At 50.2% G+C, this 25006-nt stretch carries 25 protein-coding genes and 2 pseudogenes; 6 read left to right on the top strand and 21 right to left on the bottom strand.

The features are described 5' to 3' along the window. Positions 1-111: 111 nt before the first annotated feature. Complete coding sequence (locus LH51_RS10090) at positions 112-408, bottom strand: SulA-like leucine-rich domain-containing protein (protein WP_036522011.1); 297 nt, start codon at positions 406-408, stop codon at positions 112-114. A 172-nt stretch (positions 409-580) separates the two neighbouring features. Between LH51_RS10090 and LH51_RS10085 the strand changes: the two genes are divergently transcribed. Continuing rightward, positions 581-2356 (top strand): SulP family inorganic anion transporter, encoded by a 1776-nt coding sequence (locus LH51_RS10085; protein WP_052063646.1) that lies wholly within the window; start codon positions 581-583, stop codon positions 2354-2356. Positions 2357-2378: 22 nt separating this feature from the next. Here LH51_RS10085 and efpL read toward each other — a convergent pair. The 7 genes and pseudogenes from efpL to LH51_RS10050 all read right to left on the bottom strand — a co-directional run bounded on the left by efpL (position 2379) and on the right by LH51_RS10050 (position 8436). Continuing rightward, positions 2379-2944, bottom strand: a pseudogene (gene efpL / locus LH51_RS10080) (elongation factor P-like protein EfpL). Between the two features lie 82 nt (positions 2945-3026). Beyond that, positions 3027-3494, bottom strand: coding sequence for an ABC transporter permease (locus tag LH51_RS24240; protein WP_327124734.1), 468 nt, complete (start codon positions 3492-3494; stop codon positions 3027-3029). Positions 3495-3776: 282 nt separating this feature from the next. Further along, the gene (locus tag LH51_RS10070) at positions 3777-4727 is read right to left on the bottom strand and encodes an ABC transporter ATP-binding protein (protein ID WP_036522010.1); all 951 of its coding nucleotides are present in this window, start codon (positions 4725-4727) and stop codon (positions 3777-3779) included. After that, positions 4724-5887 (bottom strand): ABC transporter permease, encoded by a 1164-nt coding sequence (locus LH51_RS10065; protein ID WP_036522009.1) that lies wholly within the window; start codon positions 5885-5887, stop codon positions 4724-4726. The genes LH51_RS10070 and LH51_RS10065 overlap by 4 nt, the downstream gene beginning before the upstream one ends. A 17-nt stretch (positions 5888-5904) precedes the next feature. Continuing rightward, positions 5905-6819 carry a glycine betaine ABC transporter substrate-binding protein OsmF gene (gene osmF / locus LH51_RS10060; RefSeq protein WP_036522006.1) on the bottom strand — a complete coding sequence of 305 codons (915 nt, stop codon included), beginning with the start codon at positions 6817-6819 and terminating at the stop codon, positions 5905-5907. A 63-nt stretch (positions 6820-6882) separates the two neighbouring features. Then, complete coding sequence (gene alaC / locus LH51_RS10055) at positions 6883-8100, bottom strand: alanine transaminase (RefSeq protein WP_036522004.1); 1218 nt, start codon at positions 8098-8100, stop codon at positions 6883-6885. A gap of 111 nt (positions 8101-8211) precedes the next feature. Then, positions 8212-8436 carry a hypothetical protein gene (locus LH51_RS10050; protein WP_036522002.1) on the bottom strand — a complete coding sequence of 75 codons (225 nt, stop codon included), beginning with the start codon at positions 8434-8436 and terminating at the stop codon, positions 8212-8214. Positions 8437-8504: 68 nt separating this feature from the next. On the opposite strand from LH51_RS10050, the gene LH51_RS20830 reads away from it, so the two are divergent. Then, positions 8505-8669 carry a hypothetical protein gene (locus LH51_RS20830; RefSeq protein ID WP_160173716.1) on the top strand — a complete coding sequence of 55 codons (165 nt, stop codon included), beginning with the start codon at positions 8505-8507 and terminating at the stop codon, positions 8667-8669. Positions 8670-8968: 299 nt separating this feature from the next. Here LH51_RS20830 and LH51_RS10045 read toward each other — a convergent pair whose 3' ends face one another. From LH51_RS10045 to LH51_RS10020, 7 genes and pseudogenes are all read right to left on the bottom strand, one after another. Beyond that, positions 8969-10000, bottom strand: a complete 1032-nt coding sequence (locus tag LH51_RS10045; protein WP_036522000.1) for an IS110 family transposase — start codon at positions 9998-10000, stop codon at positions 8969-8971. 155 nt (positions 10001-10155) lie between these two features. Next, positions 10156-11517, bottom strand: a complete 1362-nt coding sequence (locus tag LH51_RS10040; RefSeq protein WP_235263650.1) for a TRAP transporter large permease — start codon at positions 11515-11517, stop codon at positions 10156-10158. Between the two features lie 63 nt (positions 11518-11580). Beyond that, a pseudogene (locus LH51_RS10035) lies at positions 11581-11999 on the bottom strand (TRAP transporter small permease subunit). Between the two features lie 220 nt (positions 12000-12219). After that, a complete protein-coding gene (locus LH51_RS10030; RefSeq protein ID WP_036521999.1) occupies positions 12220-13281 on the bottom strand; it encodes a TRAP transporter substrate-binding protein in 1062 nt (353 codons plus the stop codon). A gap of 88 nt (positions 13282-13369) precedes the next feature. Continuing rightward, on the bottom strand, positions 13370-13450 hold the full coding sequence (locus LH51_RS24235; protein WP_327124744.1) for a hypothetical protein: 81 nt from the start codon (positions 13448-13450) through the stop codon (positions 13370-13372). An 8-nt stretch (positions 13451-13458) separates the two neighbouring features. Beyond that, positions 13459-14151, bottom strand: coding sequence for a 3-hydroxybutyrate dehydrogenase (locus tag LH51_RS10025; protein ID WP_327124729.1), 693 nt, complete (start codon positions 14149-14151; stop codon positions 13459-13461). A gap of 56 nt (positions 14152-14207) precedes the next feature. Further along, on the bottom strand, positions 14208-16154 hold the full coding sequence (locus LH51_RS10020) for an acetoacetate--CoA ligase (RefSeq protein WP_036521998.1): 1947 nt from the start codon (positions 16152-16154) through the stop codon (positions 14208-14210). A gap of 215 nt (positions 16155-16369) precedes the next feature. Between LH51_RS10020 and LH51_RS10015 the strand changes: the two genes are divergently transcribed. After that, a complete protein-coding gene (locus LH51_RS10015) occupies positions 16370-17830 on the top strand; it encodes a sigma-54 interaction domain-containing protein (RefSeq protein ID WP_036521996.1) in 1461 nt (486 codons plus the stop codon). Here LH51_RS10015 and LH51_RS10010 read toward each other — a convergent pair. Then, positions 17823-18545: a 16S rRNA (uracil(1498)-N(3))-methyltransferase gene (locus LH51_RS10010; protein ID WP_036521995.1), complete on the bottom strand. Its 723-nt coding sequence runs from the start codon at positions 18543-18545 to the stop codon at positions 17823-17825. The genes LH51_RS10015 and LH51_RS10010 overlap by 8 nt on opposite strands. A 61-nt stretch (positions 18546-18606) precedes the next feature. Next, positions 18607-19077, bottom strand: coding sequence for a peptide-methionine (S)-S-oxide reductase MsrA (gene msrA / locus LH51_RS10005; protein WP_036521994.1), 471 nt, complete (start codon positions 19075-19077; stop codon positions 18607-18609). A 117-nt stretch (positions 19078-19194) separates the two neighbouring features. Here msrA and LH51_RS10000 point away from each other — a divergent pair, with 117 nt between their 5' ends. The 3 genes from LH51_RS10000 to LH51_RS09990 are packed head-to-tail and all read left to right on the top strand — an operon-like array spanning position 19195 to position 21457. After that, positions 19195-20034 (top strand): symmetrical bis(5'-nucleosyl)-tetraphosphatase, encoded by an 840-nt coding sequence (locus tag LH51_RS10000; protein WP_036521993.1) that lies wholly within the window; start codon positions 19195-19197, stop codon positions 20032-20034. Further along, entirely contained in the window at positions 20034-20351 is a 318-nt protein-coding gene (glpE, locus tag LH51_RS09995) for a thiosulfate sulfurtransferase GlpE (protein ID WP_036521991.1), read from the top strand. The genes LH51_RS10000 and glpE overlap by 1 nt, the downstream gene beginning before the upstream one ends. After that, complete coding sequence (locus LH51_RS09990) at positions 20351-21457, top strand: CCA tRNA nucleotidyltransferase (RefSeq protein WP_036521989.1); 1107 nt, start codon at positions 20351-20353, stop codon at positions 21455-21457. The genes glpE and LH51_RS09990 overlap by 1 nt, the downstream gene beginning before the upstream one ends. A gap of 3 nt (positions 21458-21460) precedes the next feature. Here LH51_RS09990 and LH51_RS21415 read toward each other — a convergent pair whose 3' ends face one another. From LH51_RS21415 to folB, 4 genes are all read right to left on the bottom strand, one after another. Further along, on the bottom strand, positions 21461-22189 hold the full coding sequence (locus LH51_RS21415) for an EAL domain-containing protein (RefSeq protein ID WP_200881957.1): 729 nt from the start codon (positions 22187-22189) through the stop codon (positions 21461-21463). Next, positions 22156-23973 (bottom strand): GGDEF domain-containing protein, encoded by a 1818-nt coding sequence (locus LH51_RS09985; RefSeq protein ID WP_200881956.1) that lies wholly within the window; start codon positions 23971-23973, stop codon positions 22156-22158. Before LH51_RS09985 ends, LH51_RS21415 begins: the two co-directional genes overlap by 34 nt. 141 nt (positions 23974-24114) lie before the next feature. Continuing rightward, a complete protein-coding gene (gene folK, locus LH51_RS09980; protein WP_036521988.1) occupies positions 24115-24645 on the bottom strand; it encodes a 2-amino-4-hydroxy-6-hydroxymethyldihydropteridine diphosphokinase in 531 nt (176 codons plus the stop codon). Then, a complete protein-coding gene (folB, locus tag LH51_RS09975; RefSeq protein WP_036521986.1) occupies positions 24645-25001 on the bottom strand; it encodes a dihydroneopterin aldolase in 357 nt (118 codons plus the stop codon). Before folB ends, folK begins: the two co-directional genes overlap by 1 nt. Between the last annotated feature and the right edge of the window lie 5 nt (positions 25002-25006).

The following is a 25006-nucleotide window of genomic DNA, read 5'->3' as shown; positions in this document are numbered from 1 at the left end:
GCAGCTGTTCTTCATGTCGATTGCTTGCCATAACGGCCCGCTGTAATGGCTGATTGCTCTGACGATTGCCCAATAGCAGACAAAAACTTTTACCATGACGACATGCATCAGCTAAAGCCTTGACTGTCGCTGCACTGACAGAAGCTCAGGCCAGGCAACAACCAGGCTGTTCAGGCCATTGCACACGCAGGTGCTTAGGGTCTTTAACCATTGATGCCGGTTGTGTGTATGGATAATACGAACCTTGTGCATATCTATGCCGGCGTGTAGCAGAACCTGCCGATCCGGCAGGGCTGGAGGATTGATCAGGGTAATCCAGCGTGACTGCCCGCTAGCTTCGGCCAGTAGTGGCAGGATCTGTTCAGGATCACTAACAATCGATTCAACAGCAGTATGCGCTTGATACATGATAGCACCTCATTAACTGTTCATTTATACAGTACCTGTATTTATATACAGTAAAAGGATTTGTGTCAAATATTTTTGTGGGATAAATCTGATGCTTCCTGTTTTGCTATATACTTATAACCTTTATGAAAATCTACTTCGGGTTGATACCGCTAAGGAATAGGTTGTGTCCATAAAACTCAAGCGCTACTTTCCCATACTGCAGTGGCTGCCTCTTTACGGTAAAGAGACACTGGCCAGTGATCTGTTAGCTGCCGTGATCGTTACCATCATGCTGATACCGCAATCTCTGGCTTATGCCATGTTGGCGGGCTTACCCCCAGAAGTTGGCCTCTATGCCAGTATTGCCCCTCTGTTTCTCTATGCTATTTTTGGCAGCAGTCGCACCCTGGCGGTTGGGCCAGTCGCAGTCATCTCACTAATGACAGCTGCAGCGGCAGGTAATCTTGCGCTACAGGGCACACCTGAGTACATCACCGTGGTACTTATCCTGACGCTGATGTCAGGACTGATGCTGACGGTGATGGGTCTGGTGCGACTTGGATTCCTGGCTAATTTCCTCAGTCATCCGGTTATTTCCGGCTTTATTACTGCATCGGGTTTGATTATTGCTTCCAGTCAGGCTCGACATGTTTTAGGCCTGGAAGCCGAAGGGCTTAACTTTGTCACGGTGATGTATGGGCTGATAGCTCGTATTCCAGACATACATCTGCTGACACTGATCATCGGTTCCGGTAGCTTGATCTTTCTCTACGCTAATCGGCGCTGGGGGCGCGCACTCCTGAGTCTCACCGGATTGCATCCACATACCGCTGATATGTTCAGCAAGGCCGCACCTGTATTGGCCGTTGTCGTCACCACGCTGGTTACCTGGTATTGGCAGTTGGATCAAGCGGGTGTCAAAGTGGTGGGAGATATTCCGTCAGGTTTACCACCTTTAACCTTACCCATGTTTATACCGGGGTTGTGGCGTGATCTGTTTCTGGCAGCCTTGCTGATCAGTATTGTTGGGTTTGTGGAATCGGTAACCGTCGGTCAGAGCCTGGCGGCCAAACAACGACAACGTATTGATCCGGATCAGGAGTTAATCGCTCTGGGAACCGCTAATATCAGTTCAGCATTCAGTGGCGGGATGCCTGTCAGCGGTAGTTTCGCCCGATCCAGCGTCAACTATGATGCGGGTGCGGCGACTCCTGCAACCGGCGCCTTTTCGGCCATAGGTATACTGCTGGCCGCACTGTTTCTGACGCCACTAATTGCCTTTCTGCCAATTGCTACACTGGGTGCTACGATAATTGTCGCGGTGCTGTCGTTGATTGATCTACCCGCCATTAAACACACCTTTGTGTATGCCAAAAGTGATTTTGCCGCCATGTTGGTCACTATCGTAGCTACGCTGACCCAGGGGGTGGAAATCGGCATTGTGGCCGGGGTTGGGCTATCGCTGCTGCTGTTCCTTTACCGCACCAGCCGTCCGCATTACGCAGTGATAGGCCGGTTACCCAATAGCGAGCACTTTCGTAACATTGAACGCCATGAGGTCGAAACTGACGATAAAATCGCCTTATTGCGCATCGATGAGAGCCTATACTTTGCCAACTCACGTTATCTTGAAGATATAGTCATGGGATTGGTGATTAATCAGCCGAAACTAAATCATCTGGTACTGACCTGTCAGGCGGTGAATCTGATTGATGCATCAGCACTGGATAGTCTGCGCACCATCAACAGCCGACTTAAGGATGCCGGTGTGCAGATGCATCTGGCTGAAGTCAAAGGACCGGTCATGGACCGATTGCGTAAAACCGACTTTCTGGATGAGATGAGTGGCGTGGTTTACATGAGCACTTATGATGCCTGGAAGGTACTGCATGAGCGGGCCGAAGAAGCCGAAGATAAACCCGAGGCACCGAAATCGACAGCCAACTCAAAACTGAGTGAGTCTTGAATTGGCTGTTATTAAATTAAGATCAGGCGCGTGACAGGAACTTGCCGGTTTCGGTGTTGATTTTGACTTTTTGACCTGCCTCCAGGTACTCAGGAACCGGGATTTCCAGGCCAGTGGCAAAACGTGCCGGTTTGTTACGCCCGGTGGCACTGGCCGCTTTCATGCCTGGAACCGTTTCGATAATCTCCATCACTACGGTACCGGGAAGCTCTACCGTAATCAGCAGGCCGTCAACCAATAGCGCTGTGATGCCTTCCATGCCATCCATTAAATAGGGCAGCTGTGCCTCAATTGCGTCTGCGTTTATCGTGTATTGGCTATAATCTTCCAGATCCATAAAGGTGTACTGGTCGTCTTCCTTGTACAGAAATGACACCTTGCGGCGCTCCAGCTGTACATCTTTGACATAGTCGTCTCCGACGAAGGTTTCTTCGTGCTTACGTCCGCCAGGCACCTGATTAAAGCGAACTTTATACAGGGTAGCCGCTCCGCGAGCAGATGGCTTTTGACATCGACCTGATTGGCGATATACAAGGTGCCATTAATTTCAACAACATGACCGCGTTTAATTTCTGAAGCTTTTGGCATATTGAATTCTCAAGGATAAGTGTTGGCTGATTTTAACTGAGCTGCGTGGCGCATTCGAGCAATATCTTTCGCCATGCTTGCGCTAAAGCCTTCGACTATCCATACGTGGACTCACGAACTGCTGCAGTCTATCCAGACAGCTGTCGGCTGTGACTGCCAGAAAGCCAATCAATATAGCCCCCTGAAGTACATAAGCCGTATTACCATTAACTAACCCTGAAATAACCGGATCGCCCAGTGTGGTGGCACCTATGGTCGAGCCGATGGCCGCTGTGGCGATATTGATGGTGACGGAGGTTCTGATGCCGCCGAGGATCACATTGGCGGCCAGCGGTATTTCTACCTGCCAAAGCACCTGCAAAGGTGACATGCCCATACCGCGTGCGGATTCGAGTATGGCTGGATCAACACTGTGCAAGCCAACCAGGGTATTGCGCACAATCGGCAGCAGGCCATAGAGGGCCAGTGCCATGATCGTTGGCAGGGCACCAAACCCCAGCAGGGGCACCGACAGGGCCAGTACGGCAACGGGTGGAAAAGTCTGTCCCATCGAAGCCACCTGGCTGACCAATGGCAGAAAATCCCGACCATAAGGCGGGTGACAAACACGGCACCGGCCAGACCCAGGCTGATAGAGATCAACGCCGCCAGACCTACCAGCAGCAAATGATTTCCTAACAACAAGGCAAAGCTGTCACGACTGTAAATCACTTGCCGGTGCCCGGGTGCAACCTGCCTGAACAGTTCTTCCAGCCAGGGCAGGCCGACAGTGGCTAATAGCAGGCAGGCGGCCCAAAACAGCGGCAGCCCCCAGAAAAACAGACGCTTCCAGTCAGGCATGACGGTCAGCCCGGATAATGCGATCCAGAGGCAGGTAACCGACCAGCGATTCACCTTCGTACACACGCAATTGCTGGCATTGATGCCAGAGCATTATGGAGAGTGCCTGACGCAGGCTATCATGCAGTTGAATTACAGGGGCTTGATCCAGCGCGGGACTGTGGCTGGATATGGGCAGCATCCGCTCAGCGACACGCAGCAGCCCTGCTTGCTTCAGGCCACGGTCTTCACCCCCAAGTAACTGGGCGACAAAATCATTGGCGGGATTGAGCAGTAACTCTGCAGGGCTGGCCTGCTGGATAATTTTACCCTGATCCATCACCACGATCTGACTGGCCAGTTTCAGCGCCTCATCCATATCATGGGTGACAAACACCAGGGTTTTGTGGATCTGACGTTGAATGCGCAAGAGCTCATTTTGTAACGACTCTCGAGTGATCGGATCCAGAGCACCAAACGGCTCGTCCATCAGCAAGATGTCCGGATCACCCGCCAGCGCACGGGCCACACCCACGCGCTGTGCCTGCCCGCCGGATAACTCAGATGGGTACTTATGCGCAAATTCAGCAAAGGGCAGGTTCAGTAATTCGAGCAGTTCCTCTACTCGCTCAGCCACACGGCTTTCCGGCCGACCCAGTAACCGCGGTACCAGAGAAATGTTGCGGGCAACCGGCCAGTGAGGAAAAAGCCCTGTACTCTGGATGGCGTAGCCAATCCGGCGGCGCAATTGCTGCTCATCCAGTTGACTGATCTCTTCGCCTTCAATCGTCAGTCGACCCGATGTATGAGGAATCAAACGGTTGATCATGCGTAAGGTGGTGGATTTACCGCAACCGGAGGTTCCTACCAGGACGCAAAACTCACCCTGGTTGATGCACAGATCTATGGCATCCACAGCCCGCGTATCACCAAAGCGCTTGGTGACCTGCTGTAATTCAATCATTGTTTGGCTCCATTGCGAAATACACCCGCCAGACCAGAGAAAAACAAGTCAGCCAAAAGCGCCATCATAAGAATGGGTAGGGCGCCCAGTAAAATCATATCCATGGCGGCTTGTCCTAACCCCTGAAAAATAAAGCTGCCCAGACCACCCGCACCAATCAGCGCTGCGACGGCGGTCAGCCCTATGGCCTGAATGCTGGTGATGCGCACACCTTCCAGTATCACTGGCATGGCCAAGGGAAGCCTGACCTGTAAAAACACCTGCATCCGGCTCATGCCCATGCCCTTAGCTGATTCAAGTACAGCATCAGATACCTCTTCTAATGCTATGAAAATATTACGAACTATAGGTAGAAGGCTGTAAGCAATTAAGGCAATTAGTGCCGGTGCCCAACCTATGCCACTGACATTGATGGTTTGCAGAAATTCGCTGCGGGAGGCCAGATAACCCAGTGGCGCAATCAGCAAACCAAACAGCGCCAGGCTGGGAATTGTCTGAATAAAGTTCAACAGTCCGAAGGTGAATTTCTGTACCCCAGGCCATTGACGCATCAACAGCACCAGCAGGAAGCCCAAGAACAGACTGAAACCCACCGCACCACAAACCAATAATAAATGGACCTGCAGAGCATCCTGAAACTGTGACGAGCGGGCGGCGTATTCGCGGACCAGCGCGAGGGATTCAATCTGCCCTGTGTAATAGACCCATATCAGACAGCTCAGCGGCAACATCAGTAATGCCGTGACTCTTAATCGACTGAGATGCATTTTCTGTTGCAGTTCAATCAGCATCAGCGCTGCAAAAAACAACAGCAGCCAAAAGCCTGAAGCTATACCTGTGCGTGCATGGGGCAGGGTGTCCGGAACCTGCGCTGCGCTGAAGCCGGCCAGGCTAAGCGGTAACTGAACCAATATCAGAATCACACACAGCAGTTGCAAAACGTGCCTGGCACGCAGCCGGGTAAACGAAGTCGCGAGGATAAACAGTAGCAAGGCAGTAATACTGAGCGCCCAGGGCCAGCCAAGCGCTGCATCCGCTCTGAAACCGGTACCAGGAACGATTCGATTGGGTTGAAATGTCAGGAAATCGAGTGACCAGAACACCAGGAGTGATGCGCAGGTCAATACTGGCATCACTCTGTCGGTCGGCAAAACCTTCATAAGCGCTTAGGTGATCCTCAAGGCGCGAGTGAGTCTAAAAAACGTCGTGCGACTTGTGCCGGATCTTCACCATTCACGGCCACATCACCGTTGAGCTTCTGCAGGGTTTGCAGATCCAGAGCGGCAAATACCGGCTCCAGCAACTCAGCAATTTGCGGATAGGCTTCCAAAGTACTTTCACGGATAACCGGTGCCGGTTGATAGACTGGCTGAACCCCGCGGGTATCTTCCAATACAATCAAATCCAGCGCCTGCAAGCCACCATCGGTACCATAGGTCATGGCGGCATTGACACCACTGGTTTGCAAGGCGGCTGCACGCAGGGTTGCCGCGGTGTTGCCACCGGAGAGAATCAGCAACTGTTCAGACTCCAGGCTAAAGCCATAAGCATCCTGAAACGCAGGAAGGGCGCTGGGAGAGTCAACAAATTCAGCACTGGCGGCAAATTTGAAGGTCCCGCCACTATTGAGGTAGTCAGCCAGGTCATCCAGCGTCGTCAGATTTTCATTACGAGAGAGGTCGCCTCGTACACTCATGGCCCAGGTGTTATTGGCATCGGCTGGCTTTAGCCAGACCAGTTTGTTCTGCTCATAGTCAAGCTCGCTGACCAGTTCATAACTGGCCTGGGCATCTTTCCAGATCGGGCTGTCTGCACGATCGAAGAAAAATGCGCCATTGCCGGTATATTCCGGATAGAGGTCGATTTCGCCGCTGATCAGAGCATTACGCACAATACTGGTACCACCCAGTTGAATCCGGTTAGTAACCGGAATGCCGGCATCATCCAGTACCTGGTAAATCAAGTGCCCCAGCACCGAGCCTTCGGTATCAATTTTGGAGGAAACCACTACCGCTTGCTGCGCCAGGGCTGAGGTGGATAGCGCCACAGCGCCGGTGAGAAGCAGCGTCCGAAAAAGTCCTGATAAATGCATAACAAAATCCTGTTTTTTGAGTCTGACAGTCAGGCACCCATGAGGATGCCTGACAGCTGGTTGTTACTGCGCCGATTTACCCGGCAGTAACCCGTCTGCACGGAACATGGTTTTAATCCCCCGCAATGCCTGACGTATACGGTCCTGGTTCTCAATCAGAGCAAAACGCACATGATCATCGCCATAATCGCCAAAACCGATACCGGGTGAAACAGATACCTTGGCATCGGCGAGCATCTTTTTAGCGAACTCGAGCGACCCCATTTCAGCATAGGCCTCTGGGATTTTAGCCCAGACATACATAGAGGCTTTAGGCTTTTCAACCATCCAGCCAATCTCATGCAGACCTTTAACCAGTACATCACGGCGTTTCTGGTACGTGGCAGCTATGTCCTTTACGCACTGCTGATCACCTTCCAACGCCGCGATGGCAGCCACTTGCAGGGGGGTAAAGGTCCCATAATCATGATAGCTCTTAATCCGTGAAAGTGCGTTAACCAGCTCAGGATTACCTACCATAAAGCCGATACGCCAGCCCGCCATATTGTAGCTTTTGGATAGGGTGAAGAATTCCACTGCGACTTCTTTAGCCCCCGGCACCTGCATGATTGACGGCGCCTTCCAGCCATCAAAGACAATATCGGCATAGGCCAGATCATGCACCACCAGGATGTTATGTTCTTTTGCCAGCGCGATGACGCGCTTAAAAAAGTCCATTTCCACACACTGTGCCGTGGGATTGGAGGGAAAGCCCAGTATCATCATTTTCGGCTTGGGAATACTTTCTTTAATGGCTCGTTCCAGCTCAGCAAAGAAATCGACACCCGGTATCAGCGGTACAGAGCGAACCTGGGCACCGGCAATCACCGCACCGTAGATATGAATCGGGTAACTGGGATTAGGCACCAGCACCCCATCACCCCGATCCAGTGTGGCGAGCATCAGGTGAGCCAGACCTTCTTTCGAGCCGATGGTGACTATGGCTTCAGTTTCCGGATCGATTTCAACATCAAAGCGGGATTGATACCAATGGCTGATGGCACGACGCAGGCGTGGAATGCCGCGCGAGGTGGAATAGCCGTGAGTATCGGGTCGCTGAGCTACGCTGCAGAGTTTTTCAACGATATGCGCCGGGGTGGCACCATCCGGATTGCCCATGCTCAGGTCGATAATATCTTCACCACGACGGCGTGCGGCCATCTTCAATTCAGCGGTGATGTTGAATACATAGGGGGGCAGGCGTTCGATACGCTCGAAACGAAGCGGTGCTTTCTCAGTCATGGTTTTCTCGATTACGTAAGCGCCCGGAACCGTCCGAGCGACGCTGACTACAGTCTGTAGCCATAAACGCATCCTAGCAGAATTTTTTCACAGTGCCATGCTTAAAATGCATCATTTTGGATGGCGTGCTGGGTAATTCAGTGCCTCACCGGTAGTGCTGGATAGGGTAGTGCCACGCTGGATGGTGGTATCACTTTGGTGTGACACGCTTTCGCCGTCCATGGCACGCTCGACTGCCGCCGTCCGGGCGGCAGACGGTCCCATCAAAGTGATACCACCATCCCGCCCACAGACTTGTGCCTGCCCGAATATAAGATGGAGCAGAATTGATTCCATCAACCCTCTCAAACATGAGTTCCAGTGTAAAGTTGGTTTGGTACTAGTATTTGCGGAACGTTTATTTCATGTTGCTGAGTCCAAATCTGAATACTTTGATCCGTGCAATAAGCATGTCGTTTATCGCGATCTATCTGTTATTTGGATTGGCACAAGATTTCGGCGGGGTGGTGGTATCGCTTTGGAGTGACCGTCTGCCGCCAGGGATGGCGGCAGTGGAGCGGTCAGGATGACGAAAAGCGTGTATGGACTCCTCCTCTTTTGCAAGCACTTTGTTTGATCGAAGCCAAGGTACGACTGCCTACGTGTATCCGGTCTCATTAATGATGCCGCTATTAGGCATCGGACCCTGATGGGCTATTCGCGCACTGACTCCCAATCGTGTCAACGAGCTTGAAGCTCTTCGCTTTTTCAGGGTTTTTTCAGTGCCGGTTCGACCTGTTCGCCATCAATCAAAGTGCCACGCAATCGTGGTGAGGTTTAACTCCTAACTAATTCATCGTTCTATGTTTCTATTTACTCAGTCGAATGCTCAGGCAGCAGCTAAGCTTTCGTTGTAATCAATATTCTTGTTAATCAAAGCCCAAGCGATACGGGCTGTTTTGTTGGCTAAAGCAACTACGGCCACATTTTGGTGTTTCCTCGAAGCCAGGCCTGTTAACCAGCGACTCAGGCCATCTTCCTTGCCGGTCACATGATGCAATACAGATCTTGCGCCGTGAACCAGTAGTTTGCGTAAATAGCCGTCACCGCGTTTACTGATGCCTAACAGTCGATCCTTGCCACCCGTACTATGCTGTTTGGGGGTAAGTCCTAGAGAAGCCGCGAAATCCCGCCCTTTTTTAAAGGCTTTACCATCTCCCAGTGCTCCGGCCAAGGCACTGGCAGTTAAAGGGCCTACACCACGTAACGTCATTAAGCGCTTGGCAACAGGATCACGTTGGACGCTTTCAAGGATCTGTTCATCCAGCCTTTGAACACGGCCATCAAGATGACGAAGGTCCTCTGCAAGGTCACTCAACAGCAGTCTGAAAGAATAAGTAAGACCGCTATCTACCTCTTCTAACCAGCTGGGTAAAGCACGCCTTAGTTGCTGAATACCAACAGGTGCGATGATGCCGTATTCACCGACTAAACCTCGAATCTGGTTGGCCTTGGCTGTACGTTGAGCAATCAGCTCTTCACGAACTCGATGCATCGCTTGGATATCCTGTTGTTCAACCGATTTTGGAGTGACAAACCGCATGTTAGGTCGACTCATGGCTTCGCAGATGGCTTCAGCGTCAACACGGTCATTCTTGTTGCTTTTGACATAGGGTTTAACGAACTGAGCGGCTATCAAACGAACCCGGTAACCACGCTTTTGGAGTTCACGTGCCCAGTGATGAGAGGAAGCACAGGCCTCCATACCGATTTCAGCATTAATGGGCACTTTCTTGCTAATTGCATCCAGCCACTTATTGCGTGAGTATTTTCCTTGCCAGCAGGTTTTACCCTGACGGTCAGCACCATGAACATGAAAAACAGACTTTGCAATATCAACACCAACACGGATAATAGTCATCTGGGCTTCTCCTCATCGTTAGATGGTTTGTGGTCTACTCACCATTTTGGCACATAGATGCCGGTTAGGTGAGGAGGAGTCCATCCCATTGTGTCACACGGAGGTGGTGGCAGCACTCTTAAACCCACAAACACCCCACAACACAACTAGCAACTTCACCCGTAACGCACCGCCGGTAGCCAGAGCACCAGATCCTTCCAGTAGAACACCATTGCCACTGCAAGCAACTGAATCAAAATGAACGGAATGACGCCCTTGTAAATATCCGTGGTTTTGATACTCGGTGGCACCACCCCTTTCAGATAAAACAGTGAGAAACCTACCGGCGGAGTGAGGAAAGATGTTTGTAATGCCAGGGCAAACAGCACCACAAACCAGGTCAGATCAAAGCCCAGTGCGGAAACCACTGGCCCGACCAAAGGCAGCAGGATTAAGCTGATCTCCAGCCAATCAAGAAAGAATCCAGCCGCAAAGGTTATCAACAAAATCACGATAACAATACCTTCAGGCGACAGCGGGATAGATCTTAACAATCCGCCAATAAATTCATCGCCACCGAGTGATCTCATCACCACCGCAAAGGCGGTTGCACCGAGAAAAATACCGAACACAAAGGCGGTGGTGATACTGGTCTTCATACTCACATCCTTGAGTACTTCTTTATTCAGGCGACCGTTCATCGCGGCCAGTATCGTTGCACCCAGCGCACCGACCCCTGCGGCTTCTGTCGGTGTGGCAATACCCAAGAAAATAGATCCCAACACGGCCAGAATCAGACCCAGAGAGGGGATGACCGCCCAAAGTGTAGACAAGATCATTTTCAAAGTAATGGGTGGCAGGTCGGTTTTTGGGCGGGCCAGTGAAGGAAACAGCGTGGCCGCTATTACCACATAGGCAATGTACATCAACCCCAGCATGACCCCGGGAATCAGTGCACCCATAAACAGATCACCGACAGGCAATGAAAGCTGGTCGGCCATAATGATCAGCATAATACTCGGGGGAATTAAAATACCCAGCGTACCCGCTGAGGCCACGATACCACTGGCAAAAGCAGGTGAATACTTTTGTTCCAGCATGGTGGGTATAGACAGCATCGCCAGCAGTACCACAGAAGCACCAACAATACCGGTAGAAGCCGCCAGTAGAATACCGATGGTAATAACAGCCACACCCAAACCACCCCGAAAGCGGCCAAACAGCTCGACAAAGTTCTTCATCAGCTTTTCAGCTACACCGGATCGTTCCAGCATCAACCCCATAAAGATAAACATGGGCAAGGCCACCAATACCCAGTTGGTCATCTGCGTATAGATGCGTTGGACCATCACTCCAAAAATTCGCCAGTCGGTTAAAAAATACGTATCGACATCAAAATACTGGTAGGCAATGATTGAACCGGCACTAAACAGCACCGAGATACCGGCCAGTATCCAGGCAACAGGATAGCCAGAGAAAATCAGCAGTATAAAACTGCCCAGCATGGCAATTACAATTAATTCATTGGTTTCGAACACAAAAAAGTCCTCTTGCACAGACTGTGTATTCGCCTGAAACTTATGTAGCAGGCAAGTTTATTATTATTCGCTGCTTGACTTTCGTTCCCGCGGAAAACCGGTAAGAAAAGAAAATGCACGTATCATCCGCGCAATAGCAGCCATCGCCATGAGCGTAAACGCAAGCAAAATGACAGATTTGATCAACCAGCGCATGGGTAGACCACCCGGCGCAGCTGATACTTCATTAATGCGGTAAGCACGTTCAACAAAGGGCCAGGCATAAGAGAGTATGAAATAACAGAAAGGTAGTAAGAGCACTAGAATTCCGATGATTTCAACCACCGCACGGTACGTGGATGCCAGTGTTCTGCGAGGACATCAACACGGACATGGCCATCGTGTAGCACACAGTAAGACAGCCCCACCATGAAGCCCACGGCATAAAGATGCCACTGGAGTTCTTCCAGCGCGATAAAGTTGGTTCCGAGGGTATAGCGCATCAGCACGTTGGCCACGATCAACAGCATCAGCACGATCCAGAGTAAAGAAGTGTACTTGCCGAAAAATTCAACAGTTCCTTCAAGTACATCAGAAACCAGCGTTCGAGGGAATTCGACGGCCGCCTTGTGAGCGACCGCCTCCTCGACTTTATTCAGATCTACGTTATATTCATCCATTGTGAATATCGCCTTTAATTTTAAGTCAGAGGGTTAGCAAGCTTTAGTCTTCAACACCCCAGTCACGTGGCAGGTAACCCAGATGTTTCCAGGTACGGTGTTCGGCCTGGAAGGCTTTCATAGACTCATACACTTTGGCGAACATAGGATCACTTTCTGAACGACGCGCCATAACACGATCAGTCGCTTCTTCAAAGGCCTCCAGAACATCTTCTGGATACTGATGCAGATTCACACCCTTCTCTGCAAAGCTTTTCAGTACCGCCCCTTGCAAGGCTTCAGCTTTAGCCAGAGCCATTGCATTACCGGCCATACAGGCATTTTCAATCAGCGCCTGGGTCTGCGCATTCAAACCCTTCCACTCATCCATATTGACGTAAAGGAACTGGTTAGTAGATGGCTGGTGCCAGCCAGGCAGATAGTAATGCTTAGCCACTTGATAGAAGCCCAACTGCTCATCCACTGTCGGCAAGGAGAATTCAGTACCATCCAGTACGCCAGTTTCCAGTGCCTGATACAACTCGCCACCTGGCAACAGGGTTACCGACATACCAAACTCGGCCATGATTTCACCACCGACACCGGCAGCACGGAACTTCAGACCTTCAAATTTTTCCACGGAGTCCATCTCTTCACGGAACCAGCCCGCTGCTTCCGGGCTGATAGTACCGCAATGAATCGGATAGACATTGTAGGGAGCAAAGGCTTCTTTCAGCAGTTCATCACCACCGTGGAAATTCATCCAGGCCAGAAATTCCTGTGATTCCAGGCCAAAGGGTGTTGCACCAAACAAGGCGGCAACCGGAAGTTGACCCCATTCATAGCCCATCCATGAATAGGCTGCAGGCACGTTGCCATTACTGACGTTTTCGAAAGCACCTAAAGCAGGGATCAAGGCACCGGGTTCAAAAGTCTGCAAAGTGACTCGGCCATCACTCATTTCATCTACCATGCGAGCAACTTCGGGCATGGTATCTCCCAAGGCTGTCAAGGTAGAAGGGAAGCCCATGGGGACCTGCCAGCGAACACGGTCAAACTCAGCCATTACGGCCGTTGAGGTCACCATTGAAAAAGAAACAGCGGCGGCTAGTAGTGATTTTTTCATGCTTATTTACCTTTTGTTAGATTTATAAAAACAGGTGTATTTAGCTTAGACGTTATTCTCAATTTTACGCATTTGTTTAATTTATAGTTCAGTGAGCAGTCCAACCTCCATCTATCGGCATTGAGGTTCCGGTAATGGCTTTCGCCGCATCGGAACAGAGGAACAGCACCAACTGACCTATATCAGCTGGCGATACGAAATCCGGGTAAGGGCTTTCGCCTTGATCAGGCCTTGCTTGGCCTCTTCATAACTGGTGTTATTGTCCTGTGCATAGGCTTTAAATTGCTCTACCAGCAATGGCGTGTCCGTCCAGCCAGGGCAGATGCAGTTAGCAGTTATTCCTTTGGTTGCCAACTCCAGAGCCGTTACTTTGGTCATACCGATCAAGCCATGTTTGGCAGCACAATAGGCCGATTTATGAACCGAAGCGACCAGTCCATGAACTGAGGAAATATTGATGATTCGTCCCCAGCCTTGAGCCTGCATAGCCGGGATCGCCAGTCGTGTCGTGTGAAATGCAGCCGACAGGTTCACTGCCAAAATCTGATCCCACTTCTGCGGTGGAAAATCTTCCAGCGGCGCGGTGTGCTGGATCCCGGCATTATTGACCAAAATAGTGACGGGGCCTACCTGCGTTGCGATTTGTGACATCATGGCAGCAATATTGTCAGGATCACTGATATCAGCCTGAACATAGATGGCCTCTACGCCGTGCTGGCTATGAAAAGAGGTGGCAAGCTTGTCACCTTCCTGCTGCGATTCCAGACCATGTAGCACAACATCCGTACCGGCAACAGCAAGCTGATGGGCGATGGCAAGCCCGATACCACTGGTCGATCCAGTGATCAGTGCGCGTTTGATTCGACTCATAGGTTAGCTTCCATAGTTATTATTTTTTGATCGATGTGTACAACGAAAACGTTTCATTACTGCAGCTGCGGCAGATCCCTGAACAACTCCAAAGCCTCCGGGTTAGCCAGTGCATCTTTATTTTTAACCGCTTCACCCAACACCATTTTCCTGACCGCCAGTTCCACAATCTTGCCACTGATAGTGCGGGGTATATCCGCCACTTGAATAATTACAGCGGGCACATGACGTGGTGTCGTATTGGCACGAATAGTGGTTTTTATGGTATTAACCAAGGCATCATCCAGTGTCACCTCCGGCTTTAATCTTACAAACAGCACAACACGCACATCGTCTTTCCAGGGCTGACCGATACATAGGCTTTCCAATACCTGGTCAACTTTTTCTACCTGACGATAGATCTCTGCTGTACCGATTCGCACGCCACCGGGGTTGAGTACCGCATCTGAACGTCCATGAATGATCACGCCATCATGTTCAGTTATTTCACCGTAATCGCCGTGCGCCCAGATATTATCGAACTGAGAAAAATACGCTTCAGAAAAACGACTGTTATCCGGATCATTCCAGAATCCGATTGGCATACTGGGAAAAGGCTTGGTACAGACCAGCTCACCCTTTTGCTGACGTAGCGACTGCCCTTCGTCATCAAAGATATCCACGGCCATAGCCAAACCCCGGCATTGAAGTTCTCCGGCCCATACTGGCAGGATGGGCGAACCCAGGGCAAAGCAGGAAACAATATCCGTTCCACCGGAAATAGAGGAAAGCTGCAGATCCTGCTTAATCTCACGATAGACATAGTCAAAGCTTTCATGCGCCAGCGGCGAACCAGTAGATAAAATTGCCTTGAGTGAACTCAAGTTAAAATCCCTGCCCGGTTTTACATCCGCTTTTTCCAGTGCGGCTATGTATTTTGCACTGGTACCAAACACACTGATTTGCTCTTCTTCAGCCATTTTCCACAGGACGGTTGGAGAAGGCGCAAAGGGTGAGCCATCAAATAAAACCAGTTTGCAACCCGTTGCCAATCCGGTAACCATCCAGTTCCACATCATCCAGCCGCAGGTAGTGTAATAAAAGAAACTGTCTTCTCGTGAAAGATCAGTGTGTAACACCAGCTCCTTCAATTGTTGCAATAAAGTGCCACCCGCACTGTGAATGATGCATTTAGGCACCCCGGTGGTGCCGGAGGAATACATGACATACAGCGGATGATTAAAAGGCAGTTGTTCAAAGACTACTTCAGTGGCATCAGCATCAGTAAAATCCTGTAGCAATGTAGCCTTAGGCAGGGCTGTTATATCGGGATTAGCTTCAAGAAAAGGAATAACAACGATGTGTTCAACGCTGGTCAATTCAGACGCTATACCCGCTACCCGATCAATCGAACTGTTGGCTTTTCCGTTATAGATATAACCATCCGCAGTAAACAGAACTTTGGGTTTAACCTGACCAAAACGATCCAGCACACCATTGATACCAAAATCAGGTGAGCAGGAGGTCCATACTGCGCCAATGGAGCTGGTCGCCAACATAGCCATCACTGTCTCTGGAATATTGGGCACAAACCCGGCAACGATATCGCCCTTCACTACCCCTTGCTGACGCAAGGCAGCAGCCAATCCGGCCACTTGAGTATAGAGCTGCGCGTAGGTGTAACTGTGTCGACGCCCGTCTTCACCCCGGAATACCAGCGCAGGCTTATCATCACGGTACTTCAGCAAGTTTTCGGCAAAATTCAGACGAGCCTGAGGAAACCATTGTGCACCAGGCATTTTATCGGCATCGACAAGTATCTGCGATCCTTTTTCAGATGCCACTACACCCGCGAAGTCCCAGAAATGATGCCAAAAGCCCGGAATGTCATCCACACTCCATTGCCACAGGTCTTGATAAGCGGAGAATGAGGTACCCTGATGCTGATTGATGTATTGAATGAATGATCCAATACGTGTCGCCTGAATACGGTCGGCTGACGGGCTCCAGAGAGGCGCTGGCATAGACGTTCCTTATTATTGTTTTACTGTTGCACGCTGACAGGCAGGTTCAACTTGATTTTATTTTGTTAAAGCCGTTGCAGATAGCGTGCCAACTCGACACAAGGCAGGTATGACGTACAAATCTGTAGCGCCCCCCTTTAAATACTGTTTACAAAAATAGACAGACTGTCTAGTATTAACAACAAACACTGTCCAATAATAAAGACAATACAACTATGACAGCACTGAATCCGAAAGAGTTTGACACCCGTATTCTCAGAACACGCATCCTCAAGTTTCTGCAACACTCCTTCGATGATTTCTATGAACATACTATAGCAGCGGATAAAAAAGGCGTCCTTACCTGGATGAGTGAAAGTTATTGTCAATTCCTGGGCCTTACTGAAAGTCCGGTCGGCAAGCACATCACCGAGATTATCCCCAACAGTTATCTACCCCAGGTGATAGCCAGCGGCAAACCTGTACTACTTGATGTGCTGTATATACGCAATCAGTGGGTTCTGGTCAGCGCAGTTCCCTTACTTAACAAGCACAAGGAAGTCGAAGGTGCTTTCGCCTTTGTCGCCACAGACAACCCCAGTACAGCCAAGCCTCTGTTAGCTAAATACAACCGGCTGCAAAGTGAGGTGCGCAACTCCAAGCATTATCAATCAGAACGCAGCTCACGCTACCAGTTGTCACAGATTTCCGGACAAAGTGAGGCACTAAAAACGGTCAAACACCAGATACGCCAGGCAGGTCGATTTGATATTTCGGTACTGTTAACCGGTGAAACAGGCACAGGAAAAGAGTTGTTTGCCCATGCACTGCATAACCTGTCTGATCGAGCTGACAAGCCGTTTGTTTCTATCAATGTAGCGGCAATTCCAGACACGTTGATTGAATCAGAATTCTTTGGTGTCGCGCCCGGTGCATTTACCGGCGCAAAGAAAGAGGGTCGCCCCGGCAAGATTGAAATCGCTCAGGATGGCACCCTGTTTCTGGATGAAATCGGTGATATGCCGCTTGCCCTGCAATCTAAATTGCTGCGTGTATTACAGGAAAAAGAGTTCGAAAAAATTGGCTCCAATGAAGTTCAGGCCACCAATGTCAGGATTGTTGCCGCAACCAGCCGCGATCTACTGCAAATGGTATCCATAGGAGAGTTTCGGGCTGACCTCTATTACCGCCTCAGCGCCATGCCAATCCACCTCCCCCCCTTACGCGAACGCATGGATGATATCGAACTGCTAAGTGAACGTATTCTGGATGAATGCTGTGAGCGCCTGGGGGTGCCCACCAAAGAACTGACAACAGATGCCTTAGACATACTCAGATCACATGACTGGCCAGGCAATGTGCGTGAACTGTACAACGTCATCGAACGCGCCTGTATCATGAACGAAAATGCCACCCAGATCAGTGCCAAGGGCTTCCGTGATGTATTCAGCAACAATCTGATTCGTCACGATGAACTGCGCCCCTCTCCTGCAACACAAACAACCCCACAGCAACCTCCCTGGCAGACTCTAAGCAACGCGCCTAAAACACTCAAAGAACAGGTTCGAGAAACTGAACGTCAGGTTATTATTGAGGCACTGAAGCAAGCGGGAGGACAGCGTACACGAGCCGCTAAAGCGCTGGGCATTTCACGCGCCGCGCTGTATCAGAAACTGGAAGCACTGCAGATCAACTGAGAGGGAATAATCGCGATAATAATACCGGTACTGCAGTCTCTACCCGCAAGATGCGCGAACCCAAAGACAAACTGCGCAAGCCTGCCTCTTGTAACTTACCCACCTCGTAGGCAATAAAGCCACCCTCAGGTCCAACCGCTACCAGCTTAGGCTCAACTGAAGCGGAAGGGCAAGGTTCAGCCTCATAAGGATGTGCAACCCAGCCCTGACGACCTGTCAGCAACCCCGGCAACTCATCCTCAACAAAAGGCTTGAAGCGTTTACGTATCTCGACACGAGGCATGAGTGTATCGCCTGCCTGCTCCAGCCCCAACAACAACTGAGCCTCAATCATAGCTTCAGTCAGCAAGGGTGAAGACCAGTAGCTCTTATCCACGCGATATGAATGTATTAACCAGATCTCTTTAACACCGAGGCTTGCTACAGTCTGCAGAATACGTTTGAACATCTTCGGCCGTGGTAATGCCAGCACCAGAATCACCGGCAGGGGAGCTGGTGGCTGGCGAGCCGCGCTGAAATCCAGCGCCAGCTCAACTGAGTGTGGATTTAGCTGAACGACCCTGGCCACTCCAATAGCACCACCCAGCATACCGACCCGTAAACTGTCGCCTGGTTGTACTTGATGCACATCCCGAATATGCGTGAAGCGGCGATCTGTTAGCACCACGCTCGCTGAATCAGCCAGCTCCCCAGGATGCAGCAATATAAGATTCATGATTCTGTTTCAGCCAACACTAGAAGAGAAGCGCGCCATTCTAGCAAACAAACGCGTAATTTCAGAACGAGCAATGCCCCTGTCCGCGCTTGGCCAGATACTGTTGGTGATACTCCTCCGCTCGCCAGAAAGTCGCAGCGGGTAGAATCTGCGTTACAATAGGCTGAGCAAACACGCCAGCCGCACTCATTTCAGCTTTACTCTGTTCAGCCAGCACGCGCTGCACCTCATCCTCATAGAAGATCGCTGAGCGATATTGTGTACCAAAATCAGGCCCCTGCCGGTTCAGTGTGGTGGGATTATGACACTGCCAGAACACCGCCAGGAGCGTCTCATAGCTGATCAGCTCTGGATCGAACACCACCTGCACCACTTCAGCATGACCCGTATCACCGCCACATACCCCTTTATAGTCCGGCTGGTCGGTATGCCCTCCCATATAGCCAACAGCCGTCTGCGTAACACCACTCAATGCTGAAAATGTCAGCTCAACACCCCAGAAACAACCTGCGGCAAATGTTGCAATAGCCATGCTCTCACCTCAATTTTCAGGAATTAAATGCTTTTATATTCTACGCAAAAACGCTTTACTTAGATTAGAAATTTATCACCTATCTGGGGTATGATTCAGTGATAACACAGGGGATTTATGGCTACTTATGCAATTGGCGACATCCAGGGCTGCTATGATGAACTGAGGCAGCTGCTTGATCTGATCGACTTCAATGATACAGACCATCTCTGGTTTGCCGGCGATTTAGTCAATCGTGGCCAACAGTCGCTGGAGGTATTGCGCTTTGTATCCGGGCTCGGTGAGCGTGCCCAGTGCGTACTGGGCAATCATGACTTGCACCTATTGGCTCTGCATTATGGCGCGACACGCGACAAACGCAACAGTACCCTGCAACAGGTACTTGAAGCACCTGATCGTAATGAACTGATGAACTGGCTCAGGTCTCGCCCCTTGCTGGTGGAAGACGAAAAGCTCGGCTACATTTTAACCCATGCCGGCATTCCGCATATCTGGTCTTTGGGTAAAGCCAGAAAACGTGCGCAGGAAGTCGAACGCGTACTGCGCAGCAAGGATGCCGGTGATTTCTTTAATCACATGTATGGCAACAAACCAGATACCTGGCATAACGACCTGGATGGCTGGCCGCGCTTACGTCTGATTACCAACTACTTTACCCGAATGCGCTTTATTACACCGAATGGACAGCTGGAGTTTCATGGCAATGGTGAAGCAGATAGTGCTCCAGAGGGGTTTTACCCCTGGTATGATGTCAGACGCCAGTCACCCCTGCCCCGTCGCCAGCTGTTTGGGCACTGGGCTGCGTTGATGGGAAGCACAGGGCAGCCAGAAACTATCGCATTGGACACCGGCTGTGTCTGGGGTTATAGCCTGAGTGCCTTCTGCCTGGAAACACAAGAATTGACCCACTGTAGCTGCCCCACTTATCAACCCAAACCGCATGAGAAGACTGTCTGATGAGCCAATTTAAAAGCCTTGCACCCCAAGCTGCCGTCACACTGCTGGAGCAGGGTGCTGCCGTTGTAGATATACGTGATCTGAACAGCTTTAACAGCAGTCATATTCCACAAGCTCAAAATCTGAACAATGACAACCTGCCGGTGTTTCTGCAACAGGCTGACCGCAACCAGGCTCTGATTGTGTATTGTTATCATGGAATCAGCAGCCAGTCAGCCGCCGATTTCCTCGCTGGACAAGGTTTTACTGAGGTCTATAGTCTGGATGGTGGCTTTGAGCAGTGGAAACTGCAGTTTCCGGAGCTGTGCCAATCCTGATGGAAATTTTTCTGGTTGGTGGAGCTGTACGCGATCAACTACTGGGGCTGGAAATCAAAGACCGTGACTGGGTAGTTGTCGGCGGCACTCCCGAACTTATGCAGCAACAGGGGTTTCGACCAGTAGGCAAAGATTTTCCGGTCTTCATTAAACCCGATACCGGTGAAGAGTATGCATTGGCACGCACCGAGCGCAAATCCGGACATGGCTATCAGGGTTTTACCTTCCATGCCAGCCCAGAGGTTACCCTGGAGCAAGACTTGCAACGACGCGATCTGACCATCAATGCCATGGCGGTCCATCCTGATGGCACTCTCATAGATCCCTTTGGCGGCCAGCAAGATCTGCAACAACGTAAACTGCGACATGTTTCAGCAGCCTTTGCCGAAGACCCCTTACGGGTGCTGCGTGTAGCACGCTTTATGGCCCGATTTGCCGCATTAAATTTCCAGATCGCTCCAGAAACACTAACCCTGATGCAACAGATCAGCCACAGTGGTGAACTGGGTCACTTGAGTGCTGAGCGGGTATGGATGGAATTTGAACGTGCCCTGGCAACAACACAGCCAGTTATTTTTCTGCACTGCCTGGACCAGGCTCAGGCACTGGAACAACTGTTACCCGATTTTTGTGAACTTGACTTCAGCCACTGCCAACAACTACTTCAACAATTGAAAGCTAATGACACCAGTGCCGAAAGCAGTTTCGCCCTGCTTTGTCAGCAAGCATTAACACAGGAGCCCAGCGTACAGCTGAACAACCTGTGTGACAGAGTGAAAGTTCCAAATCGCTTTCGCCAGCGCGCCCGAGACCTGATGGATTGGCATACCAGGTTGGCGACACTGGATCATAGCAGTGCAAAAGAGCGCATGGCTCTGATCAAAGCCCTGAAACTAATACGCACCCCTGAGCGAGCAGCTCCCCTGTTAGGGCTATCCAGACTCTTGCATCCACCTATGCATAAATCAATAGATGCACGCCTGTTTCAGTTGTTGGCTCAACTGCAACAAGTTTCAGCTGAGCCCTTTATACTGCAGGGCTTACAAGGTAAGGCGCTGGGAAAAGCCCTGGAGGATCAGCAACAGCAACTGGCCGAAGGCTTCTGATAACTACTCTGCAGTGCCACCCGGCAAAGCAAGCTGCGGTGAAGGCCGACCGATAAAGTAACCCTGCCCATAATTGATACCCAACTCTCGGACCGCATCCATAACCGCCTGATCCTCAACAAACTCAGCCACGGTTTGAATACCCAGATTATGTGCCAGGGTGACAATACTCTTAACAAACGCCATATCTTTATCATCGGTAAGCATATTACGGATAAAATCCCCTTCAATTTTGATCACATCAATAGGGAAGTGCTTAATATAATGGAACGAAGAGAAACCCGAACCAAAATCATCAATGGCAAAGTTAAAACCTTCCAGCTTCAGATCCTGCACAAAGCGTTCCAGCAATGCCATGTTACTGACAGTTTCACGCTCCGTCAGCTCGAACACGATACGTTTCGGCTCTATTTCATACTCCATAGCCAGCTGGCGTACCCGGGAGATAAATTCACCTATAATCAGTGATTTGGGTGACAAGTTCACGAACAACATGCCTTTATATTGCTGTTCATGCATCTGCTGAAAGGCCTTTTCGATCAATAGATAATCCATTTTATGTACCACACCGATCGACTCAGCAATATCAATAAATTCACCTGCAGGAACAATCCGATCACCTAACTCGATACGCATGAGCAGCTCATGAATGGCCACATCTCCGGTTCCCAGATCTACTATCGGCTGGAAGTAAGGCACTATGCGCTCCTCTTCCAGTGCATCCAGCACCATGAGATTTTTCTCACCGACGCCTTGAACACTTCAGCCATCTCATGCTCATCCGGAATGGCTATCTGATTTTTACCCTTGCGCTTAGCCTTGTACATCATGTTATCAGCTACAACAAACAGATCACGCGGATCATCAGCATGGCGAGGGTAGATAGCAATACCGATGGACGTAGTGGCGCGAACATTACTGCCATCCGGTGCTGTCAGTGCCAACTTCTGCAGTAATCCCGCAACCCGCTGAGCAACTGTATGCGCCTGCTCTTCCCCGGTCTCAGGCAAAATAATAGTGAACTCATCACCGCCGTAGCGCGCCACAAAATCCCCCGGGCGCACAGCATTTTCCAGCACCTTGGCAAACGCGTGCAGGAACTGATCGCCAAAGGCATGACCGTAGCGATCATTAACGTTCTTGAAATTATCCAGATCCAGCATCAGCAGGCTGAACTCATCGTCATGGCGGGATGCACGCCCTACTTCATAGCCCAGCAATTCACGGAACATGCGCTGATTATGCAGAGCCGTCAGCGGATCACGCGTAGCATAGTACTCAAGATCCTTAGTGTATTTGTAGATCGCCTTGACCGAACCCACCAGATTCAACAGCGTGGTGAGAATGCTGTCGATGACTATATGTCGAATCGGATCACGTGCCATTTCAGACTGCACACCAATGCCTACCACCCCACCAATTTTCGGTGTTTCCAGTAGCAGCGATTTGGTCTGTAGCTCAATATCATGCGAGCTCAGGCTGAGCTTTTCCTGCTCATCAATCACTTCAGGACACGCAACATGGTGGATAATATTCAGTATGGGTACACCGCTATGGTAATGGGTATTACTCCCCAACTGGCGCGTCACCACGGCTTCAAATTGCTGTTTGGTAACTTCACACACATCGAGATGCCAAAACACTTCCAGCTCATAGCCTTCTTCTTCGACCTGAAAAATGGTCACCAGCGTGTGTGCCTTGATGATCGTATTGATATCAATCAGCAGATCCTTGATGAAGTCCCGCCAGTCCTTAACCACCTCGGAAGTAATAATAAATTTGCTCAGCAGGCGAATTTCAAACTCCAGAATATCCTTATCTACCGCGACCCCTTTTAAGCGCTCCATCAACACATTGATCTGGCCAAATGTATTATTGAACTCCTTAAAGTATAAATCCACATCACTGATATCCAGCTGCTTAAAGTCGGTTACACTATTAACTGAACGCAATCGATTACCAAACTGGGCAACCGAATCATTAATACGCCGTGAAGCAAAAGCTGAAATCAGCGACGCAATTAAAAATGTAAAGACGCCAAACAGCAGAAAGAGAATAATATAGTCACGGCGCATCTCTGTGCTGATCGCCTGCTTATCCTGTCGCAACTCAATAACACCCAGCACATCTCCCGGACTGGCGTTCGCATGACAACTCAGACACTCCTGACGTGCCTCAACCGGATAAAGGCGACGGATCTGCGCAGCTTCTTCCAGCACCTGCCTACCGGCACCGTCAAAGGTACGATCGACAGCCTGGTCTGATTGACGCTGAGCCACCTCACCATAGAGTCTTGTTACTTTAGCACCGCGATACAAAGCGATTTCAAAGGGACTGTTTGCATAAGCCGACTGGGTTGCATCTACAAAGGCTTCCATCTCTGCACGCGTCCAGCCCTGGCTCATAATCATGAACATGGTACTGAAGGTATGATTGGCTATGGCTTCGGAGGTTTGCTGTGCCTCACGGTCAATCACGCTCTCGTAGAGCAATGAAACGGTCAGTGATACACCCAAAAAAAACGGCCAAGGTAACCGCCATAATGGCAGAGAAAACAAAACCCGGCAGGGTTTTCACGAAGTGGATGATACGGCTCAAGTCAAACTCTCATGAATGCGTTAAAGAAATACCCTGCACAAAGTATGTGGATACGCAATTCAAGTCAATCCGATATTGGTATTGGCGTATGAAATCTGACGACCATGCCAGACAAAATCAACCGGCCAAAGCTTTTGATCCTGGTCATAGTCCGCCCACAAACGGGCATAAGTCATGTGACGCACCGGGTGATACTGATCAGGCAGCAACTCCGCCAGAGGCCAGAGTACAAAGGCGTTCTTATCGACTTCATCACGTGGCAAACAGACGCCGTCAACCTCACCCACCCGGTCATTGTAGGTTAAAATATCAATATCCAGGGTGCGTGAGCAGAAACGCGGACCATTTCTCTGACGTCCATTATTATCTTCAATCTGTTTTAATTTACGGGATAACTCAGCCACGGACAAGGTCGTGTGAATTGCCACTACCATATTGTAGAAAGGACTCCCCTTAAAACCGACCGACTCACTTTCGTAGACTGACGATAGCGCCAGTTCTCCGAAGAGTTCAGCAAGAGCATCCAACCCCGCGGTAATATAGCGCTCCCGTTCGAGATTACTGCCCAGACTCAACAAGACTTGAGCCATCAGCGCTTCTCTCCACGTTCAATAATAATGCCCACATCGCGTGCTTCAGGTACAGCTCCAGGCTTGCCTAACTGCAAGCGTAGCCAGGGCACAGAAAACTCATCCATAAGTAATGTAGCAATCTCTTCAGCCAAGGCTTCTATCAACAAAAACTCACTTCCGGAAATAAACGTGATCAACCGATCTGCAATGCTTTTATAATTGAGCGTACTGTCGATATCATCCGCATGCGCAGCTGTACGAATATCTGTGCCCAGATCAAGATCAATACAGACTGTTTGACGAATTTCACGCTCCCAGTCGTAAATCCCGATAACCGTTTCAACCTGCAACCCACGAATGTACACTATATCCATTATTG

Source organism: Nitrincola sp. A-D6 (genome assembly GCF_000764495.1).
Taxonomy (GTDB): domain Bacteria; phylum Pseudomonadota; class Gammaproteobacteria; order Pseudomonadales; family Balneatricaceae; genus Nitrincola.
The sequence above is the reverse complement of the archived record's forward strand: the minus strand, read 5'-3'. Positions and strand labels throughout refer to the sequence as shown.

Coding starts and splice junctions, on each gene's coding strand:
- LH51_RS09990 (WP_036521989.1), top strand. CDS start 20,351: ATGGAAATTTTTCTGGTTGGTGGAGCTGTACGCGATCAACTACTGGGG.
- LH51_RS10050 (WP_036522002.1), bottom strand. CDS start 8,436: ATGGAATCAATTCTGCTCCATCTTATATTCGGGCAGGCACAAGTCTGT.
- LH51_RS10000 (WP_036521993.1), top strand. CDS start 19,195: ATGGCTACTTATGCAATTGGCGACATCCAGGGCTGCTATGATGAACTG.
- folB (WP_036521986.1), bottom strand. CDS start 25,001: ATGGATATAGTGTACATTCGTGGGTTGCAGGTTGAAACGGTTATCGGG.
- folK (WP_036521988.1), bottom strand. CDS start 24,645: ATGGCTCAAGTCTTGTTGAGTCTGGGCAGTAATCTCGAACGGGAGCGC.
- osmF (WP_036522006.1), bottom strand. CDS start 6,819: ATGCATTTATCAGGACTTTTTCGGACGCTGCTTCTCACCGGCGCTGTG.
- LH51_RS10065 (WP_036522009.1), bottom strand. CDS start 5,887: ATGAAGGTTTTGCCGACCGACAGAGTGATGCCAGTATTGACCTGCGCA.
- LH51_RS24240 (WP_327124734.1), bottom strand. CDS start 3,494: ATGGGACAGACTTTTCCACCCGTTGCCGTACTGGCCCTGTCGGTGCCC.
- LH51_RS10045 (WP_036522000.1), bottom strand. CDS start 10,000: ATGACTATTATCCGTGTTGGTGTTGATATTGCAAAGTCTGTTTTTCAT.
- LH51_RS10070 (WP_036522010.1), bottom strand. CDS start 4,727: ATGATTGAATTACAGCAGGTCACCAAGCGCTTTGGTGATACGCGGGCT.
- LH51_RS10010 (WP_036521995.1), bottom strand. CDS start 18,545: ATGAATCTTATATTGCTGCATCCTGGGGAGCTGGCTGATTCAGCGAGC.
- alaC (WP_036522004.1), bottom strand. CDS start 8,100: ATGACTGAGAAAGCACCGCTTCGTTTCGAGCGTATCGAACGCCTGCCC.
- LH51_RS21415 (WP_200881957.1), bottom strand. CDS start 22,189: ATGGTGCTGGATGCACTGGAAGAGGAGCGCATAGTGCCTTACTTCCAG.
- LH51_RS10020 (WP_036521998.1), bottom strand. CDS start 16,154: ATGCCAGCGCCTCTCTGGAGCCCGTCAGCCGACCGTATTCAGGCGACA.
- LH51_RS10090 (WP_036522011.1), bottom strand. CDS start 408: ATGTATCAAGCGCATACTGCTGTTGAATCGATTGTTAGTGATCCTGAA.
- LH51_RS10030 (WP_036521999.1), bottom strand. CDS start 13,281: ATGAAAAAATCACTACTAGCCGCCGCTGTTTCTTTTTCAATGGTGACC.
- glpE (WP_036521991.1), top strand. CDS start 20,034: ATGAGCCAATTTAAAAGCCTTGCACCCCAAGCTGCCGTCACACTGCTG.
- LH51_RS10025 (WP_327124729.1), bottom strand. CDS start 14,151: ATGAGTCGAATCAAACGCGCACTGATCACTGGATCGACCAGTGGTATC.
- LH51_RS20830 (WP_160173716.1), top strand. CDS start 8,505: ATGTTGCTGAGTCCAAATCTGAATACTTTGATCCGTGCAATAAGCATG.
- msrA (WP_036521994.1), bottom strand. CDS start 19,077: ATGGCTATTGCAACATTTGCCGCAGGTTGTTTCTGGGGTGTTGAGCTG.
- LH51_RS10015 (WP_036521996.1), top strand. CDS start 16,370: ATGACAGCACTGAATCCGAAAGAGTTTGACACCCGTATTCTCAGAACA.